A 16,727-nucleotide genomic window follows, 5' to 3' on the forward strand; every position below is an offset into this window, starting at 1 on the left:
CTGGCCGACGCCCGGATCGACCCGGCCGACGTCGGCTTCGTGGAGGCCCCCGGCACCGGCACCGGCCCCGAAGCCGCCCCCGAAACCCGCCCCCGGCCCCAGCGCGGCCCCCGTGACCTACCCGGCGTACCACCGGTCGGCGCCCCGTAAGAGCCCGAGCCACGGCACCACGTCCCCGGTCACCTACGTCCTGCTCATCACGGCCCCCGCGGTGATCGCCGTCGCCGCCCTGCGCCCGCGCTGACCCTTGCGCGCACCGGCGCACCCCTCATTCACCCTCACGTTCACCAAGGAGGCCCCCTTGCCCGAATGGCTAGTCCTCACCCTCTCGATGGCCGCCGCCGTGGCGGTCGTGATCGTCGTGGCGCTCCTGCGCGAGCGCACCGCGTCGGAGGACGAGGACCCCTCGGAGACCCCGGACGTCATCGAGTACATGACGATGTGGATCGGCGTGGTCTACGCGATCGTGCTCGGCCTCGCGATCGCGGGCGTGTGGGAGGCGAGGAGCGCCGCCCAGGACCACGTCCAGGCCGAGGCCCAGGCGCTGCACGAGATCTCGGAGCGGGTCCGGGTGTACCCGGCGCCGGAGCGCGACCGCATCCGGGCCGACGTCGACGCGTACGTCAAGCACATCGTCGACGTCGAGTGGAAGACGATGAAGGACAAGGGCGAGATCACCGACAAGGGCGACGAACTGCTCGGCAAGGTCCGCGCGGACGTCACCGACTACGAGCCGACGACGGACTTCCAGGCCCAGCAGTACCAGCCGCTCCTCGACCAGATCGCCGCCGCCGACCAGGCCCGCACGGCCCGCGCCGACTCGATCGACCCGACGATGCCGGGGGTGGTGTGGGGCGGCCTGCTGGGCGGCGGCATCATCACGATCGGCATGGTCTTCGCCCTCCAGATCCGCCGCACGACCCGGGAACTGGTCCTCGCGGGCCTCTTCTCCGCCCTGATCGCGTTCCTTCTCTTCCTGATCTGGGACTTCGACGCGCCCTACAGCAGGGGCATCACGGCATCGGCGGAACCGTTCCTCCACTTCTTCCCGGACATCAGGGGCTGACCCGCGTCAGGGGCTGACGGCCGCTCAGGCCGCCACGCCGCCGGCATCCCCTGAGCGGCCCACACACATGCCCCATTCGCACGACACGGATCGCGCGTACGCACACCTGTTCCTAGCGTTTCGGTCATCGAGGTGCATTCCAGGCACGCGCGGAACAGGTCCGCGGGCTGCTCCTCGGGGACCGGAGGATCGACCATGCGCGCGATACGCGTCGCCTCGGCCGCACTGCTGGGCGCGGGCGCCCTGGCCTTCACCGCACCGACCGCGGCAGCGGGCGACCACGACGACGGCCGGGGCTTCTCGGCCCGCGTGCTGCCGTCGACCATCGCGGCGGGGGGCCGGATCTCCCTCCAGGTGAGCCGGGACCGCAGCGGCTGCGACGGCACGGTCATCGTGTCGTCCGGCGTGTTCGACACCGTCCGCATCCCGCCCGACCGCACCCAGGCGACAGCGACCGTCGACTGGGACGCCCGGGCCGGCGCCACCTACCAGGTGACGTTCAGCTGCAACAGCGACGGCAGCACCCAGGTCCCCCTCACCATCGCCGGACACAACAACGGCAACCCCACGCCGTACCCGCTCCAGCCCCCGAACCGGGGTGTGCACGCCGGTGAGGGCGGCACGATCGGCGGCTTCGACCTCAAGGAGCTGGGTCTCGGCACCCTGCTCATCGTCGGGTCGCTCGGCACGGCGTACCACTTCTCCCGTCGCCGCACGGGCGAGGACAACGCCTGACACCCCGCCCGCACAGCTTTCGGCCCGGCCCTCGCGCACATCGAGGGACCGGGCCGAAAGCGTTGCCGCGAGCGGCGGTTCAGATACGGCGCTCCGCACGCCGCCGCATCCAGAACACCCCGCCGCCGACGACGGCCGCCGCGACGAGCCCGCCGCCGATCGCCACGTCCGTCGGCGTCGCCCCGGTCGCGGTGGACCCGCCGAGCCCGCCCCGGACCCCGCCGAGGACGGTGAAGACGCCGGGGAAGGTCCGGGTACGGCCCTCGCAGCTGGTCGTCACGCTGTACGCCCCGGCGCCGGCGAAGGAGTTGACCCGGACGGTCGCGGTGGCCGTGTTGCCGCCCAGGGAGGTCAGGTTGGTGGTCGGGAAGGCGGGAGAGCTGATGGAGCTGCCCGGCGTGGTGCACGCGTTGTTGCCACCGCCGTTGACGGTGAGCACGAGCTGACCGCCGCGGGCGATCACGCTGGGCGCCGAGGTGACCGACGTGGGGTCGGTCCAGGCCGAGGCCGTCGGGGCGGCGAGGCCCAGAGCGGCGCACGCGGCGGCCGAGGCCGCCAGGGCACGAGTGGTTCGCATGGTTCCTCCGCGGAAGGCGTCCCGGGGCACGTCCCCGGTCTGTCGGCGAGAAAACGCCTCCCGGAAAGACCCTCAGATGCCGTGCGGGCGCCCGCATTTCGGGAATGGTCCGTCCTGGTGAGCCGACACGCCGTGCGATCTCCGGACAATCGGACATCCCCGCAGGTCACGGACCGTCAGAAAATTTCGGCGGCCGTCAACTCGGATGGCGCACTTCCCCGTCCGGCGGCCACCCGTTCGCCGCGCACCGCGAGCCGCTTCCAGCGAGCCGACCTAGCGTTTCCGGTATGCGCTACGGGACACGGCGACGGCCGTGTCGAAAGGGGATGGCGAATGTCGGGTTACGAGCTGTCCGAGTCCGCGGACGACGAGGAGCGGCCGAGGAAGCGCGCGCCGTGGGGCGTGATAGCGCTGGTCCTGCTGACCGGCCTCGCGCTCATCCGCAACGGTTCGGGCGAGTTCGACGCGGGCCCGCCGCAGCCGGCCGCCGCTGCCGCCGCCGACGCCCGCACGGGTGGTCTGACGGGCAGCGTCTTCGACAAGGCGCCGGACCCTCTCTCGTACTCCGTGCCGAACCGGGTGCGGATCCCGGCGATCCGGGTGGACGCCCCGGTGATGCCGGTCGGCCTCGACGCGGCCGGCTGGGTCGACGCGCCGCCGCCCGAGGACCCGAACCTCGCGGGCTGGTTCACGGGCGGGGTCGCGCCCGGCGAGAAGGGTACGGCGGTGGTCGTGGGCCACGTCGACAACAAGCTGGGTCCCGCCGTCTTCTACGGCCTCGGCGCCCTGAAGAAGGGCAGCAAGGTCGAGGTGTCCCGGGCGGACGGGAAGACGGCCGTGTTCGAGATCTACGGCATCGAGGTCTTCGAGAAGAAGAACTTCCCCGGCGACCGCGTGTACGCCTCGAAGGGCTCCCCCGAACTGCGGGTCATCACCTGCGGCGGCGGCTTCTCCAAGGCCCACGGCTACGACGGCAACGTCGTCGTCTTCGCCCGCCTGACCGAGGTCCGCTGAAGCCGTCCCGGCCCGCCGGGCGGGCCGAGAGCCGGGGCGCCTGAGGGCAGCGGGAGCGAGGCGCTCCCGGCGTGGCGGGCGGATCAGGCGGGGCGCCCGGCTCAGGCGGGGTGCCTGCGGGGGACGGTGATGTGGTAGCCGGAGTCGAGGAGCCGGGGGAGGTAGCGGCGCAGGGCCCGCACGCTCTGGCTCCGGTCGCCGCCGGCGTCGTGCGACAGGACGACCACCCCCGGCGCGGCACCCCCCTCGACGCGGCGCACGATCGTCCCCGTCCCCGGAGTCGTCCAGTCCAGCGTGTCCACCGTCCACGCGAGCGGCTCCATCCCGAGTTCGGCACCGATCTGGAACGCGGCCCGGTTCCACGCCCCGTACGGCGCCCGGAACCAGCGGGGCTTCTCCCCGTACCCCTCCTCGATCACCTCGCAGGTCCGCTCGATCTCCGACCTGATCCGGCCCCGCCGCAGCTTCGTCAGCAATGGGTGGGACCAGGTGTGGTTCCCGACGACATGCCCCTCGTCCGCCATCCGCGCCAGCAGATCCTGGTTGTCGACGGCCATCTCCCCGCACACGAAGAACATCGCGTGCACGCCGTACTCGCCGAGGGTGTCGAGGATGGCGGGCGTGTACCGGGGATCGGGGCCATCGTCGAAGGTGAGCACCATGGTGTTCCCCCGCCCGGACATCTCCAGGATCGGCTTGCGCCGCGTGGGCAGCCGCGAGGAGGTGGGGGGCGGCCCGAACCCGGTGATGGGCTGGAGCCGGAAGGCGGAGGGTTTCAGTGGAGCGGACCTGGCGGGGGCCCCGGCGGCGGGAACGGCGACGCGCTCCTCTCCCCCGCCGACGCCGAGAGCAACGGCACCCCCGACGGCGGCGACACCCGCACCCCACAGGACATGACGCCGCGTGAACACCTGATCTTTCTTCATGACCCATCAGTCACCCAAGCGACCACGGAGTCACCCCTGCGACACCAATTGGGGGTCCATTTCCACTCCGCCAGCGGAAACTCCTTCACTCGCGCGACACCGATTCGGGTCTCCTTCTCCACTCTGCCAGCCCAAGTTCTTCAGGGGCGCGGGGAACTGCGCGACAAGCCACGACGGCGCGACACTCGGCAAACCACCTTCGCCACCCGCTCACCTCCTCCGCACCAACGGAAACGGCAGCGTCTCCCGGATCGTCAGCCCCGTGATGAACATGACCAGCCGGTCCACCCCGATCCCCAGCCCCCCGGTCGGCGGCATCGCATAGGCCAGCGCCTCCAGGAACTCCTCGTCCAGCTCCATCGCCTCGGGGTCACCCCCCGCCGCCTTCAACGACTGCTCGGTCAGCCGCCTGCGCTGCTCGACGGGATCGGTGAGCTCGGAGTAGGCGGTGCCCAGCTCCGTGCCGAACGCCACCAGGTCCCACCTCTCGGCCACCCGGGGATCAGTCCGGTGCTGCCGGGTCAGCGGGGAGACGTCCGTGGGGAAGTCCTTGTAGAACGTGGGCAGTTGGGTCCGTTCCTCCACGAGCCGCTCGTACATCTCCAGTACGACGTCACCCCGCCCGTCCCCGTCCCCGTACGGCACCCCGGCCCGGTCGCACAGCCGCCGCAGCGCACCGAGTTCCGTGTCCGCGTCGACCGGTTCCCCGAGCGCCTCGGAGATCGCGCCGTAGACGGTCTTGACGGGCCAGGCCCCGGAGATGTCGTACTCCTGCCCGCCCTTGCGGACGAGGGGGGTGCCGAAGGCCGCGCGGGCCGCTCCCTGGATCAGCTCGCGGGTCAGGTCGAGCATGACGTCGTAGTCGGCGTACGCCTGGTACGCCTCCAGCATCGTGAACTCGGGGTTGTGCTTGGGTGAGACGCCCTCGTTGCGGAAGGTGCGGCCCATCTCGAAGACCTTCTCCAGACCGCCGACGCAGAGCCGTTTGAGGTACAGCTCGGGGGCGATCCTCAGGTACAGGTCGAGGTCGTAGGCGTTGATGTGGGTGGTGAAGGGGCGGGCGTTCGCGCCGCCGTGGATCTGCTGGAGCATCGGCGTCTCGACCTCCAGGTACCCGCGCTCCAGGAGGCCCTGGCGCAGCGCCTGGACGGCGGTGGAGCGGACGCGGACCGTGTCGCGGGCGGCGGGGCTGGTGACGAGGTCGACGGCGCGCAGCCGGACCTTCGCCTCGGGGTCGGTGAGGCCGCGCCGCTTGTCGGGCAGGGGGCGCAGGCACTTGCCGGTGAGCTGCCAGCCGTCCACGAAGACGGTCGGTTCACCCTTGTCGCTGCGCCCGGCACGCCCGGCGGCGGTGACGAGGTCGCCGAGGTCGACGTCCGCGCGGAAGCGGGTCGCGTCGGTGAGGGCGAGCTGGTGGTCGCCGGACCAGTCCCGCAGGGTGACGAAGACGATCCCCCCGAAGTCCCGCACGCGCAGGACACGTCCGGCGACGGTGACGTCGTCCCCTTCCTGGATGTCCGCGAGGCGGTGCGTGGGCGCGGGGACGCCGACCGGGTAGGGGTCGGTGCCGGCGTCGTACAGCCGTTTCAGGTGTTCCTGGCGGACGCGGACCTGGTCGGAGGGGCCCTTCGCGCGGCGCTCGGCGGGTTCGTCGAGTTCCTCCAGGGGTGGCAGGGTGCCGTGGGAGGAGGCGGGGCGGACGGCGTGCTTGAAGCGGTGGCGGCGCAGGGAGGGGACGACGACGAAGCCCTCGGCGATCCCGGAGGCGAGGCCGACGCGCGCGAGGGCGCCGGCCTCGCCGTAGCAGAGGAAGCGGGGGTACCAGGCGGGCCGGTACTTGGCGTTGGAGCGGTAGAGGGCCTCCAGCTGCCACCACTTGGAGAAGAACAGCAGCAGGCGCCGCCACAGCCGCAGCACGGGCCCCGCGCCGATGCGGGCGCCCTCCTCGAAGACCGAGCGGAACACGGCGAAGTTGAGGGAGATGCGGCGCACGCCGAGTTTGGGGGCGGCGGCGCACACCTCGGCGACCATGAACTCCATGACGCCGTTGGGGGCGGTGCGGTCGCGGCGCATCAGATCGAGGGAGATGCCGTCGGGTCCCCAGGGGACGAAGGAGAGCAGGGCGATGAGGCGGCCGTCGTCGGCGACGGTCTCGACGAGGAGGCAGTCGCCGTCGGCGGGGTCGCCGAGCCGGTCGAGGGCCATGGAGAAGCCGCGTTCGGTCTCGGTGTCGCGCCAGGCGTCGGCGCGGTCGACGACCTCCTCCATCTCCTCGTCGGTGAGGGCCGAGTGGCGGCGGACCCGGCAGGTGGCGCCGGTGCGGCGGACCCGGTTGACGGCCTGGCGGGTGACGCGCATGTCGCGTCCGCCGAGGTCGAAGGAGGGGATGTCGAGGATGGCCTCGTCGCCGAGCTGGAGGGCGCCGAGTCCCGCGCGGGCGAAGGCTTTCGCACCGTCCTCGGAGGCGCCCATCACGGCCGGGGTCCAGCCGTGCCGGCGGGCGGTGTCCTGCCAGGCGGCGATGGCGTGCGGCCAGGCCTCCCGGTCGCCGACGGGGTCGCCGCTGGCGAGGCAGACGCCGGCCTCGACGCGGTAGGTGACGGCGGCCTTGCCGCTGGGCGAGAAGACGACGGCCTTGTCCCGGCGGGTCGCGAAGTAGCCGAGGGAGTCCTGCGCGCCGTAGCGCCTCAGGAGGGCGCGGATGCGGGCCTCCTCGTCGCCGTGCAGGGCGGCCTCCATGCGCTGGCTGCGGAACATCGTCGCGGCGGCGTTGAGGAGGGCGAGGGCGCCGAACAGGCCGAGGAGGAAGAACAGGACGCGCGGCGGCCGTCCGTCGAAGCTGCGCGCGGAGACCAGGCCGCCGAGGACCCGGTCGGCGGCCCACACGAACCGCTCGCTGCGCGGCAGCGACCCGGGGAACAGCTCGACGAGCCCCCACCCGGCGAGGATCGCGAGCCCGAGGCCGACCAGCAGGACGAGGACGGCTCTGCGGACGGCGCCGTGCCGGGAGTCGGCGTAGAACTCGCGGCGGGCGAAGAGCAGGACGACGAAGGCGGTCCCGCAGATGACCAGCGAGGGCAGCGACTCGGTGTAGTCGCCGAACGCGACACCCAGGCTGTCCCCGAGGACCAGCAGCCCGAGATAGACGACGACCAGCCACCAGGCGACCTTCTTGCGGGCGGCCGTCGCGCCGGCCAGCAGGAACAGGAAGACCGCGTAGGCGAGGTTCACGCTGACCGGGATGATCAGCAGGTCGAGGAAGTCGACGGCCGGGCGCAGCAGGCGGCGCAGCACCGGCACGAAGGCGAGGACGACGCACAGCATGCCGATCACGCCGAAGAAGCCGCCGAACACCTCGGGGACGCGGTTGAGGAGGCGCAGGTGCCTGGGCGGGTCGGCCTGGGGCTGCTGCGCGGGGGCGGTCGCGGTTCCGGCTGCGCTCATGGCTTCGACTGTAGGAAGGGGACGGGCCGCGCGCCCGTCGAACAGGGGGAAGAGGGGGTTCCGATAGCCTCGGCGCGTGACGGAACAGCATGAACGGCAGCCCTCGCAGGGGTTCGAGCGGGGCACCGACGGACCCAAGGTCATCGTGGTCGGCGTCGACGGCTCCGAATCCTCCCTGCGCGCCGCGGCCTACGCCGCCGGACTCGCCCGCCGCCAGCACGCGCTGCTGGCCATCGTGTACGTCCAGCCGATGCTGGCGGGCGGCGCCGCGCTCGGGGCGCCGGTCGCCGAGACGACCGACCAGATCGCCGAGGAGCTGATGGCCCTGGTCCGCACCGAGACCGAGCGGACCAGGGGGATATTCGACGTCCGCTGGGAGTTCCACACGTTCCGCGGCGACCCCTACACCGGACTGGTGACGGCCGCCGACGACCTGAAGGCGGACGCGGTGGTCGTCGGCGCGTCGGAGCAGGCGGGGCACCGGATCGTGGGGTCGGTCGCGGTGCGGCTGGTGAAGGCGGGGCGGTGGCCGGTGACGGTCGTCCCGTAGGTCATCTCGCCATCGTGAGCCCCTCGGCGGCGGCGCCCCGGCTGAGGACGACGTCCCGGATCCGGTCGCGGACCCCCTGGACGTCGGCTCCCTGGGCGAGGGCCTGGTCGAGGTCGACGACCCGGCCCGCGTCGATGTCGAAGAGCTGGGGGACGAACTCGGCCCTGGTGACGTTCCAGCGGGCGCCCGGTGTGGTGGGCGGGGCGAACGTGAAGCGGGCGATGGAGGACTGGTTGCCGCGCGGGTCCTGCTGTCCCTGGTGGTTGAACATCTCGCCGGCGATCTGGTCGCCCATGCCGTAGACGACCCAGGTGCCGTTGACCTTCTCGTAGGCCTGGGGGATGTGGGCGTGCGTCCCGAGGATCAGGTCGATGTCCGGGCGCCCGGCGGACTGGGACGCGGTGAGGGTGCGGGCCAGGGTGATCTGCTGCTCGTCGGGGGCGTCCTGCCACTCCGTGCCCCAGTGCAGGGAGACGACCACGACGTCGGCGCCGGCCCGGCGTGCGGCCCTCGCGTCGGTGAGGATGCGGGCCTCGTCGATGACGTTCACCGCCCAGGGCCGGCCCTGCGGGAGGGGGTAGCCGTTCGTGCCGTAGGTGTAGGCGAGGTGGGCGACCTTGGCGCGGCCGGCGCGCAGGAGGGTGGGGGCGGCGGCCTCCTCGGCGGTGCGGGCGGTGCCGGCGTGGCGCACTCCGGCGCCGTCGAGGGCGTCCAGGGTGCGGCGGATGCCTGCGGGGCCGTCGTCGAGGCTGTGGTTGGAGGCGGTGGAGCAGCCGTCGTACCCGGTGGCGGCGAGGGCCTCGGCGATCTCCGGCGGGGACTTGAAGGCGGGGTAGCCGGTGTAGTCGCCGTTCGCGCCGTACACGGTCTCCATGTGGCACAGGGCGAGGTCGGCGCGGGAGACGAGCGGGCGGACGGCGTCCAGCATCGGACGGAAGTCGTAGCCCCGGCCGCCCGCGTCGAAGCGGGCGCGGTCGATGACGGAGGTGTGGGGCAGGACGTCGCCGGTGGCGACGAGGGTGAAGCCGGCGGGGGCGGCGGAGGGGGCCGGGCGGGGTGGGGCGGGTTGTTTCTCCTGGCGGGTCTCCTGTGCCTGGCAGGCGGCCACGGCGAGGAGTACGGTCACGGCGAGAGCCACGGTTCGTCGTCGTGTGATCACAGCCACCCCAATCTGGTCCTATTTTCATACTTACGACGCTCGGCCACACTCTTAGCCGATACCCGGGCCCGCGAGGCGGCGCCGCTCCCGAAGACGCACGCGATCGGCGTAGCGATTCGTGTGGCGATTCGAACCCTTGCCCCCGTCCCGAACCGGAACTCCCCACACCGCCGTTCACCGACCGTTCGTCGGACCGTTCGCCGACGCGATCGACCGTCCGTCGCAGATCTGTGTACGCGCCCTGTCCCTGAGTGACGACGCCGGTGTGCCATGACCGGCATGACCGCCACACTCACGCAGCCGAAGACGACCGCTGAGCATGAACTCGCCGCGCTCCAGCGGGAACACGGGCGGCCACTGTTCGCACTGCTGCTGCGGCTGAGCGACGGCGACCGGCAGCGGGCGGAGGACCTCGTCCAGGAGACGCTGGTGCGCGCCTGGCAGCACCCCGAGGCGCTGCGGGCGGACGACTTCGACTCCGTGCGGCCCTGGCTGATGACGGTCGGTCGGCGGCTCGCGATCGACGCCCGGCGGGCCCGGCAGGCGCGGCCCGCCGAGGTGGGGGACGCGGTCCTGGAGCACGCGCCGGTCTGCGGCGACCACGCGGAGCGCGCGGCGGCGGCCCTCGACGTCCGTGAGGCTGTGAAGACTCTCACTCCCGAACACCGTGAAGTCCTGGTGCTGGTGTACTTCCAGGGGGCGAGTGTGGCGGAGGCCGCCGGGATACTCGGCATCCCGCCCGGTACCGTGAAGTCCCGCGCGTTCTACGCGCTGCGCGCCCTGCGCCGGGTCCTTCCGGGTTACGCGGCCGACCTGCGCTGAAACCCGGCACAGAGTCAAACCTCCGTAAAGCGCCTTGCCTCAGACCCCGGTTGAGTAATCGGCTGTTCCCATCCGTGTTCCGGACTGGGGGCCCGGCGACGGGCGACGGCACACCGGAGGGAAGGCTGCGAGAGATGCTGCACAGAGATCATCCGGACCACGACGGCTCCGACGACGACGGTGAACTCACCGTCCCCATGGCCTGGTTGTACGCCGAGTACATCGCCGACGAACTCCTGCGCACCGGCGATCTGATGCCGCCGACGTCGTTCGAGTTCCGCGCCGGGCGCGACGCCCTGGCGCTCACCATCTTCCTGTCGGACACCGACGGCGAACTCCCCGGCATCCGGGTCGTCACCCAACTGGAGACGTGGCTCTCGCTGACCGCCTACGACCAGCCCTGGCAGGACTGGGTCGGCGAGCGGATGGGCCAGCTCTCCGCGCGGGTCGCGCAGTCGGGCCTCGACTCGCCCGACCTCCGGCTCGCCGAGGCCGCCTGGCAGTGGCTGGAGGAGACCGAACTCCTCGCCCCCGACCTCAACGCGGTCCCCGGCGGCTCGCTGCCCGGCCTCGGGGAGGACGAGGGGCCCAAGGTGTGGACCCCCGCCTGGCAACTCGGGCTGCCGCTGGGGCACTTGGCGATCCATCTGTTCTGAGCGGGTGCTCTGACCGGTTGTTCTGAGCCGGATCGGTGGCTTGGAAAAAAATTTCTTCGATCCGACCAATCCGCGTGCGCGGCGGCTCCGAACACCTGGGTCACGATTCCGCACACCCTTGAGTGATTCCGGTGCCTGGTGCGTACCGATGGGAGCAAGGAGTAACCCCAACCGCACCCAACGGCACGAGGATTCGGCGATGAGGTCCCTGGAACAGCATGTGGACGTCGGCGCGTACGCGCTCGGCGTCCTGGACGAAGCGGAAGCCTTCCGCTTCGAGGACCACCTCATGGAGTGTCCTCGGTGCGCGGCTCAGGTCACGGAATTCGGTCCCGCGACACGGCAGTTGATGCTGTACCGGCGCGCGACGCCGCGTTCGGTGCACCCGTTCGCCGGGCCCGGTCCGCGGCTCCTGGAGAAGCTGCTCGGCGAGGTCGCCGTGCGGCGCCGGGCGGTGCGCCGGCGGTTCCTCTACGGGCTCGCCGCGTCCGTCGTCGTCGCGCTGACCGGCCCCGCGCTGATGATGGCGTTCGGCGACAAGGGCTCCACCGGGACCGAGGCGGGCGCACAGGTGCGGATCGCCGCGACCGACTCCGCCTCCGGGGTGTGGGCCCAGGTCACCGCCTCCGACAAGGCGTGGGGCGCCGACATCGAGCTCCAGGTGAAGGACGGCGCCGGACCGCGCTCCTGCCACCTCGTCATCGTCGGCCGCGACGGCACCGAGCAGACCGCGACCGGCTGGAAGGTACCCGACCACGATCCCCGGCCCAGCACGATGCACGGGGGGACGGCCATGCACACGGAGGACATCGCGTACTACGACGTGCGGGACGGGGACAAGACGCTGGTGCGGATCCCTGCGGGGTCGTGAGGGCGGGGGGTGCGGGTGGGCTGCTTGAGTGGGCGGGCTCTTTGCTCGGGCGGGGGGGACGTGCGGGCGGGCCGCTTGAGCCGGCGGGCTCTTTGCACGGGCGGGGGCCCTTTGTGCGGGCGGGTTCTTTGAGTGGCGGGTTGCTTGAGCTGGCGGGCTCCTTGCGCGGGCGAGCCCTTCGATCGGGCGGGTGACTCGACCGGACGGGGCGCTTCAACAGGCCGGTCACTTGAGGGGACGGGTCGCTTCGGCGGACGGGCCACTTGAGCAAGCCGGTCGCTTGAGGGGACGGTTCACTTGAGGAGGCGGGACATCCTACGGTCGGCCAGGGGTTTTCCGCCGGTCTGGCAGGTGGGGCAGTACTGGAGCGCGGAGTCGCTGAAGGAGACCTCGCGGACGGTGTCCCCGCACACCGGACACGGCTCGCCCGCCCTGCCGTGCACGCGCAGCCCGCTCTTCTTCTCCGCCTTCAGCCGTCCGGCGGCCACGCCGTGCGAGCGCTCCACGGCACCTCTCAGCGTGGTGCGCAGCGCCTCGTAGAGGGTGTGGGTCTCCTCGGGCGTGAGGGATGCCGCCAGCTTGAACGGTGACATCCTCGCCGCGTGCAGGATCTCGTCACTGTAGGCGTTGCCGACCCCCGCGAGCAGAGTCTGGTCCCGCAACGCGCCCTTGAGCTGCCGCCGCTCCCCCGCGAGCAGTCCGGCGAAGCGCGCCTCGTCGAAGTCGTCGGCCAGCGGGTCCGGCCCCAGCCGTGCGACACCGGGTACGTCCTGCGGATCACGTACGACGTACACCGCGAGCTTCTTCTGCGTACCGGCTTCCGTGAGATCGAATCCGGCACCGGTCTCCAGCGCCACCCTCATCGCGAGCGGGCCCTTCCCCGGCCGGGGCATGCCGTCGGGCAACCGGTCCCTCCACTGCAACCACCCCGCGCGGGCGAGATGCGTGACGAGATGGACCCCGCCCGCCGTCTCCACCCCGAGGAACTTCCCGTACCGCCGAACCCCGACCACCTCCCGCCCCTCGATCTCCGACACCGGCGGCTCGTACGTCTTCAGCACACTGATCGCGACCGGCAGCACCCTGACGATCTCGCATCCGACCAGGTGCTCGGCGAGAAACCCCTTCAGGGCCTCCACCTCAGGCAACTCGGGCATGCTCCCAGAGTGCACCTGCCGACAACCGCGCGCCTACCGACTCGGGTGATCCGGTACGCGGGCGACCACGGATCCGCTGCGACCGTTCGCGCAGTTCCCCGCGCCCCCACCCACCCCCTCACCCCACCCCCGGCAACTCGAACTCGCACCACACGCACTTCCCCCCACCCCGAGCCTCCACCCCCCACGTGTCCGCAAGGAGGTCGACGAGGACCAGGCCTCGGCCGGAGACGCCGGAGACGGCGGCCTCCCTGCGACGGGGCAGCGCGCTGGACGTGTCCTCGACCTCGACGCGGAGGCGGCGGGAGGGGCCGGCGAGGACGACGCGGAGGGTGACGACGGCGGCGCCCTCGGTGTGCATGAGGGCGTTGGTGATCAGCTCGTCGGCGGAGAGTTCGACGTCGTCGGCGCGGGACCGGGCGCCCCACGCGCGGACGGCGGCCCGGATCATGTGCCGGGCCTGGACGAGGGCGTCGGGGTCACCGGGGGCGACGTGCTGCTGGAGGCGGCCCCCCGCGCGGGGCGTGTCCAGGCAGCGGCGACGCAGCAGGAGGAGCGCGACATCGTCGTCCCCGCCCCTCTCCTCCGCGACCTCGATCAGCCGGTCGGCGAGGCGGCGGACGTCGTCGGGGCCGTCCGCGACCAGGGCCGTCAGCTCGCGCATCCCGTCGTCGAGGTCGACCCCGGGCTGTTCGACGAGCCCGTCGGTGCACAGCAGGAGGAGATCCCCGGAGGCGAGTTCGAGGGTGCTGACGGGATACGCGAGCCCGCCGAACTCGGCGGAGAGGCCGAGCGGCAGCCCGCCGGGCACGGTGAGGCGGCGGCACGTGCCGTCGGCGGACCTCAGCAGGGGGTCGATGTGGCCCGCGCGGACCACTTGGACGACCCCGGTCGCGAGGTCGGCCTCGGCGTACAGGCACGTCGCGAAGCGGTCGGTGTCGAGGTCGTGGAGGAAGAGCGAGGCGCGGGCCATCACCGTCCCCGGCGGATGCCCCTCGGAGGCGTACGCCTTGAGGACGATCCGGAGTTGCCCCATCACCGCCGCCGCGTGCGTGTCGTGCCCCTGGACGTCCCCGATGACCGCGCCGACCCGCCCCCCGGGGAGCGGGATCAGGTCGTACCAGTCGCCGCCGATGTCCCGCCCGAGGCTGCCCCCGATGGTCGCGGCCCGGTAGCGGACGGCGATCTCCGCGCCGGGCACGCTCGGGATCGTCCGAGGCAGCATCGCCTGCTGGAGGCTCTGCGCGATGTCCTTCTCCTGCTCGTAGAACACGGCCCGCTGGAGGCTCTGGGCGATGCTGCTGCCGAGTGCGACGAGGATGTTGCGCTCCTCGGGGGTGAAGCCCCGCCGGTCGCTGTAGAGCAGTCCCATCGCGCCGATGGGGCGGGCCTGGACGATGAGGGGGAGGTAGGCGGCGGAGGTGATCCGCAGGTCGCGCAGGTGCGGCCAGAGCACGGGGTACCCGGCCGCGAACTCCTCGGCCGACTCGATGAACCGCGGGGTGAGCGTGCGGACGACCTCGCTCATCGGGTACGGCTCGTCGATCCGGGTGATGAGCGTGCCCGGCACGAAACTCCCCTCGGGCCCCTCCGCGACCAGCCGGATCCGGCCCGCCTCGACGAGGCCCATGACGAGGCTGGTGGCGCCCAGATGGGTGAGGCCCTGGGTGTCCTTGAGGACGTCGATGACGTCCTGCACGGTCCTCGCGTGCGACAGCGCCGCCGTCGTGAGCTGGACGACGTTCGTCTGTTCCCGGCGCGCGTCGTCCCGCGCGGTCTCCTCCCAGCGGCGTGCGAGGTCGTCCAGCTCCTGGGTGGCGTCGCGGACGATGCCGACGATCCTGCGGGGACGGCCGGTGTCGTCGCGGCTGATGTGGCCCTGGGTATGGGTCCAGTGGAGGGTGCCGTCACGGCGCTGGAGGCGGAAGTAGCAGCCGTAGTTCTCGCTGCCGTCCTTGATCGCCTGGGCGACCACCCCGTCCAGCCGCTCCCCCTCCGCCCTCGGCACCCGGGCGACCAGTGACTCGGGGTACCCGTCGTATTCCTCGGGGCGCAGGTCGAAGATCTCGTGGGCCCGCGCGTCCATGTGGAACTTCCCGGAGTCCAGGTCCCACTCGAAGCTGCCCATGCGGTTGAGCGCCAGGATCGGGTCCGGGCGGACGGGCCAGTCGTCCGGCATGCGCCCACTGTGACAGGGTTCGGGGGGTTTCACGACCGGAGTGTCAGCCGGGTGCGGCGGGCGTCTCGGGCGGGAAGTCGGGGAGCAGGCCGCCGCCGTCGGGGAGGTCGGGGACCTTCCAGGTGTACTCCGGCGGCTCGTCGTCAGCGGCGGCGTAGCCGACACCCGCCCCCGCGACGAGCAGCGCGCACACGGCCGTCGTCACCTTGTGGTGCGTCCGCATGCCGTCCTCCTGACCTCGTCCGGCTGATCTCCTCCGGCGCGGCACCTCACATTCTCTGCTTCACTCACAAGGGTCACGCAACCGGAGCGGTCGATCACCGAGAGTCGCCGCCATGGACTGGTTCGCTTTCGACCGTCCGCCGCACTGTGTCCTGGCCCGCCTCTTCCGCTACCGGTACACCGACCGGCGGGAGTCGAAGGAGACGGGGGTCCACTGGCGGCGGACGTACGTGCGGGAGTATCTGCCGCCGACGCGCCTGCGCGGCTGACTCAGAGCGCCCCGGCCTCCGCCCAGAACGCGTCCGGCACCGGGACGGCGAACTGCTCGGCCCCGTCGGCGACTTCGGCCGCCGAGCGGGCGCCGGTCAGGACGCTCGCGACGAGCGGGTGGGCGGCGCAGAAGGCGAGGGCGGCGGCGCGCAGGGTGATGCCGTGCCGGTCGGCGATCTCCTTCAGGCGGAGGGCCCGGTCGAGCAACTCCGGTGACGCGGCGGAGTAGTTGTAGGTGGCGCCGGGCTTCGGGTCGGCCAGGAGACCGGAGTTGAAGGCGCCGCCGATGACGACGGACACGCCGCGTTCCTCGGCGGCCGGGAAGAGGTCGGTGAGGGCGCCGCGGTCGAGGAGGGTGTAGCGGCCGGCGCACAGGACGACGTCGACGTCCGTCTCGCGGACGAAGCGGGTGAGCATCTCCGTCTGGTTCATGCCGGCGCCGATCGCCCCGACGACGCCCTCCGAGCGGAGTTTCTCCAGGGCCGGGTAGCCCTCGCGGAAGACCTGGTCGGCGTGGTCGTCGGGGTCGTGAAGGTAGACGACGTCGACCCGGTCGAGGCCGAGGCGCTCCAGGCTGGCGTCCAGGGAGCGGCGTACGCCGTCGGCGCTGAAGTCCCAGACGCGGTGGTGGGTGACGGGGACGGCGAAGCCGCCGGCGGCGAGGTCGTCGCCCCCTGCTTCGGTGGGTTCGAGGAGGCGGCCGACCTTCGTGGAGACCGTGTACTCGGCGCGGGGGCGCTCGCGCAGGGCGGCGCCGAGGCGGCGTTCGGAGAGGCCGAGGCCGTAGTGGGGGGCCGTGTCGAAGTAGCGGATCCCCTTGTCCCAGGCGGTGGTTACCGCCTCGGCGGCCTCGTCGTCCGTGATCGCGGTGAAGAGGTTGCCGATCCCCGCGGCGCCGAAGCCGAGGGGGCTGACCTCGACGTCGGTGCGGCCCAGGCGCCTCACTGCCGCACCGGCCTCAGGCGCAGCCCCTGCATGCCGCCGTCCACCGCGAGGGAGGTGCCGGTCGTGGCGCCCGCGAGGGGGCTGGCCAAGTAGGCGATCGCGGCGGCGACTTCGGCGGGGGCGACCAGGCGGCC

Annotated in this window: 16 protein-coding genes and 1 pseudogene; 8 read left to right on the forward strand and 9 right to left on the reverse strand. The window is 72.2% G+C overall.

Annotation, left to right across the window (positions count from 1 at the left end; genetic code table 11):
* The first annotated feature begins 301 nt into the window (after positions 1-301).
* Positions 302-1,066 (forward strand): bestrophin-like domain, encoded by a 765-nt coding sequence (locus ACVNF4_RS20350; protein ID WP_461804275.1) that lies wholly within the window; start codon positions 302-304, stop codon positions 1,064-1,066.
* 195 nt (positions 1,067-1,261) lie between these two features.
* A complete protein-coding gene (locus ACVNF4_RS20355; RefSeq protein ID WP_461804276.1) occupies positions 1,262-1,801 on the forward strand; it encodes a hypothetical protein in 540 nt (179 codons plus the stop codon).
* A 79-nt stretch (positions 1,802-1,880) separates the two neighbouring features.
* On the opposite strand, the gene ACVNF4_RS20360 is transcribed toward ACVNF4_RS20355, so the two are convergent.
* Positions 1,881-2,378, reverse strand: coding sequence for a hypothetical protein (locus tag ACVNF4_RS20360; protein ID WP_461804277.1), 498 nt, complete (start codon positions 2,376-2,378; stop codon positions 1,881-1,883).
* Positions 2,379-2,711: 333 nt separating this feature from the next.
* Here ACVNF4_RS20360 and ACVNF4_RS20365 point away from each other — a divergent pair, with 333 nt between their 5' ends.
* On the forward strand, positions 2,712-3,392 hold the full coding sequence (locus tag ACVNF4_RS20365; protein WP_461804278.1) for a class F sortase: 681 nt from the start codon (positions 2,712-2,714) through the stop codon (positions 3,390-3,392).
* 101 nt (positions 3,393-3,493) lie between these two features.
* Here ACVNF4_RS20365 and ACVNF4_RS20370 read toward each other — a convergent pair whose 3' ends face one another.
* Positions 3,494-4,318 (reverse strand): polysaccharide deacetylase family protein, encoded by an 825-nt coding sequence (locus ACVNF4_RS20370; RefSeq protein ID WP_461804279.1) that lies wholly within the window; start codon positions 4,316-4,318, stop codon positions 3,494-3,496.
* Positions 4,319-4,528: 210 nt separating this feature from the next.
* Positions 4,529-7,762, reverse strand: coding sequence for a bifunctional lysylphosphatidylglycerol synthetase/lysine--tRNA ligase LysX (gene lysX / locus ACVNF4_RS20375; RefSeq protein ID WP_461804280.1), 3,234 nt, complete (start codon positions 7,760-7,762; stop codon positions 4,529-4,531).
* A gap of 76 nt (positions 7,763-7,838) precedes the next feature.
* Between lysX and ACVNF4_RS20380 the strand changes: the two genes are divergently transcribed.
* Complete coding sequence (locus ACVNF4_RS20380; protein ID WP_461804281.1) at positions 7,839-8,312, forward strand: universal stress protein; 474 nt, start codon at positions 7,839-7,841, stop codon at positions 8,310-8,312.
* Between the two features lies 1 nt (position 8,313).
* Here ACVNF4_RS20380 and ACVNF4_RS20385 read toward each other — a convergent pair whose 3' ends face one another.
* Complete coding sequence (locus ACVNF4_RS20385) at positions 8,314-9,471, reverse strand: CapA family protein (protein ID WP_461804289.1); 1,158 nt, start codon at positions 9,469-9,471, stop codon at positions 8,314-8,316.
* A gap of 279 nt (positions 9,472-9,750) precedes the next feature.
* On the opposite strand from ACVNF4_RS20385, the gene ACVNF4_RS20390 reads away from it, so the two are divergent.
* From ACVNF4_RS20390 to ACVNF4_RS20400, 3 genes are all read left to right on the forward strand, one after another.
* A complete protein-coding gene (locus tag ACVNF4_RS20390) occupies positions 9,751-10,293 on the forward strand; it encodes a sigma-70 family RNA polymerase sigma factor (protein WP_461804282.1) in 543 nt (180 codons plus the stop codon).
* 134 nt (positions 10,294-10,427) lie between these two features.
* Positions 10,428-10,949 carry a hypothetical protein gene (locus ACVNF4_RS20395; protein ID WP_461804283.1) on the forward strand — a complete coding sequence of 174 codons (522 nt, stop codon included), beginning with the start codon at positions 10,428-10,430 and terminating at the stop codon, positions 10,947-10,949.
* 199 nt (positions 10,950-11,148) lie between these two features.
* A complete protein-coding gene (locus tag ACVNF4_RS20400; protein ID WP_461804284.1) occupies positions 11,149-11,820 on the forward strand; it encodes a zf-HC2 domain-containing protein in 672 nt (223 codons plus the stop codon).
* Positions 11,821-12,113: 293 nt separating this feature from the next.
* On the opposite strand, the gene ACVNF4_RS20405 is transcribed toward ACVNF4_RS20400, so the two are convergent.
* The 3 genes from ACVNF4_RS20405 to ACVNF4_RS20415 all read right to left on the reverse strand — a co-directional run bounded on the left by ACVNF4_RS20405 (position 12,114) and on the right by ACVNF4_RS20415 (position 15,379).
* Complete coding sequence (locus ACVNF4_RS20405; RefSeq protein WP_461804285.1) at positions 12,114-12,977, reverse strand: Fpg/Nei family DNA glycosylase; 864 nt, start codon at positions 12,975-12,977, stop codon at positions 12,114-12,116.
* A gap of 118 nt (positions 12,978-13,095) precedes the next feature.
* Positions 13,096-15,156, reverse strand: a complete 2,061-nt coding sequence (locus ACVNF4_RS20410) for a SpoIIE family protein phosphatase (RefSeq protein ID WP_461804286.1) — start codon at positions 15,154-15,156, stop codon at positions 13,096-13,098.
* 43 nt (positions 15,157-15,199) lie between these two features.
* Positions 15,200-15,379 carry a hypothetical protein gene (locus ACVNF4_RS20415; protein WP_461804287.1) on the reverse strand — a complete coding sequence of 60 codons (180 nt, stop codon included), beginning with the start codon at positions 15,377-15,379 and terminating at the stop codon, positions 15,200-15,202.
* A 121-nt stretch (positions 15,380-15,500) separates the two neighbouring features.
* Here ACVNF4_RS20415 and ACVNF4_RS20420 point away from each other — a divergent pair.
* Positions 15,501-15,647, forward strand: a pseudogene (locus ACVNF4_RS20420) (lipase maturation factor family protein); the annotation flags it as partial.
* Between the two features lies 1 nt (position 15,648).
* Here the strand turns inward: ACVNF4_RS20420 and ACVNF4_RS20425 are convergent.
* Both ACVNF4_RS20425 and ACVNF4_RS20430 read right to left on the reverse strand, forming a co-directional pair.
* Complete coding sequence (locus ACVNF4_RS20425) at positions 15,649-16,593, reverse strand: aldo/keto reductase (RefSeq protein ID WP_461804288.1); 945 nt, start codon at positions 16,591-16,593, stop codon at positions 15,649-15,651.
* A partial coding sequence (locus tag ACVNF4_RS20430) for an SDR family oxidoreductase (RefSeq protein ID WP_461804290.1) occupies positions 16,590-16,727 on the reverse strand: 138 nt, incomplete at its 5' end. The genes ACVNF4_RS20425 and ACVNF4_RS20430, both read right to left, overlap by 4 nt.

Source organism: Streptomyces sp. S6, assembly GCF_054880855.1.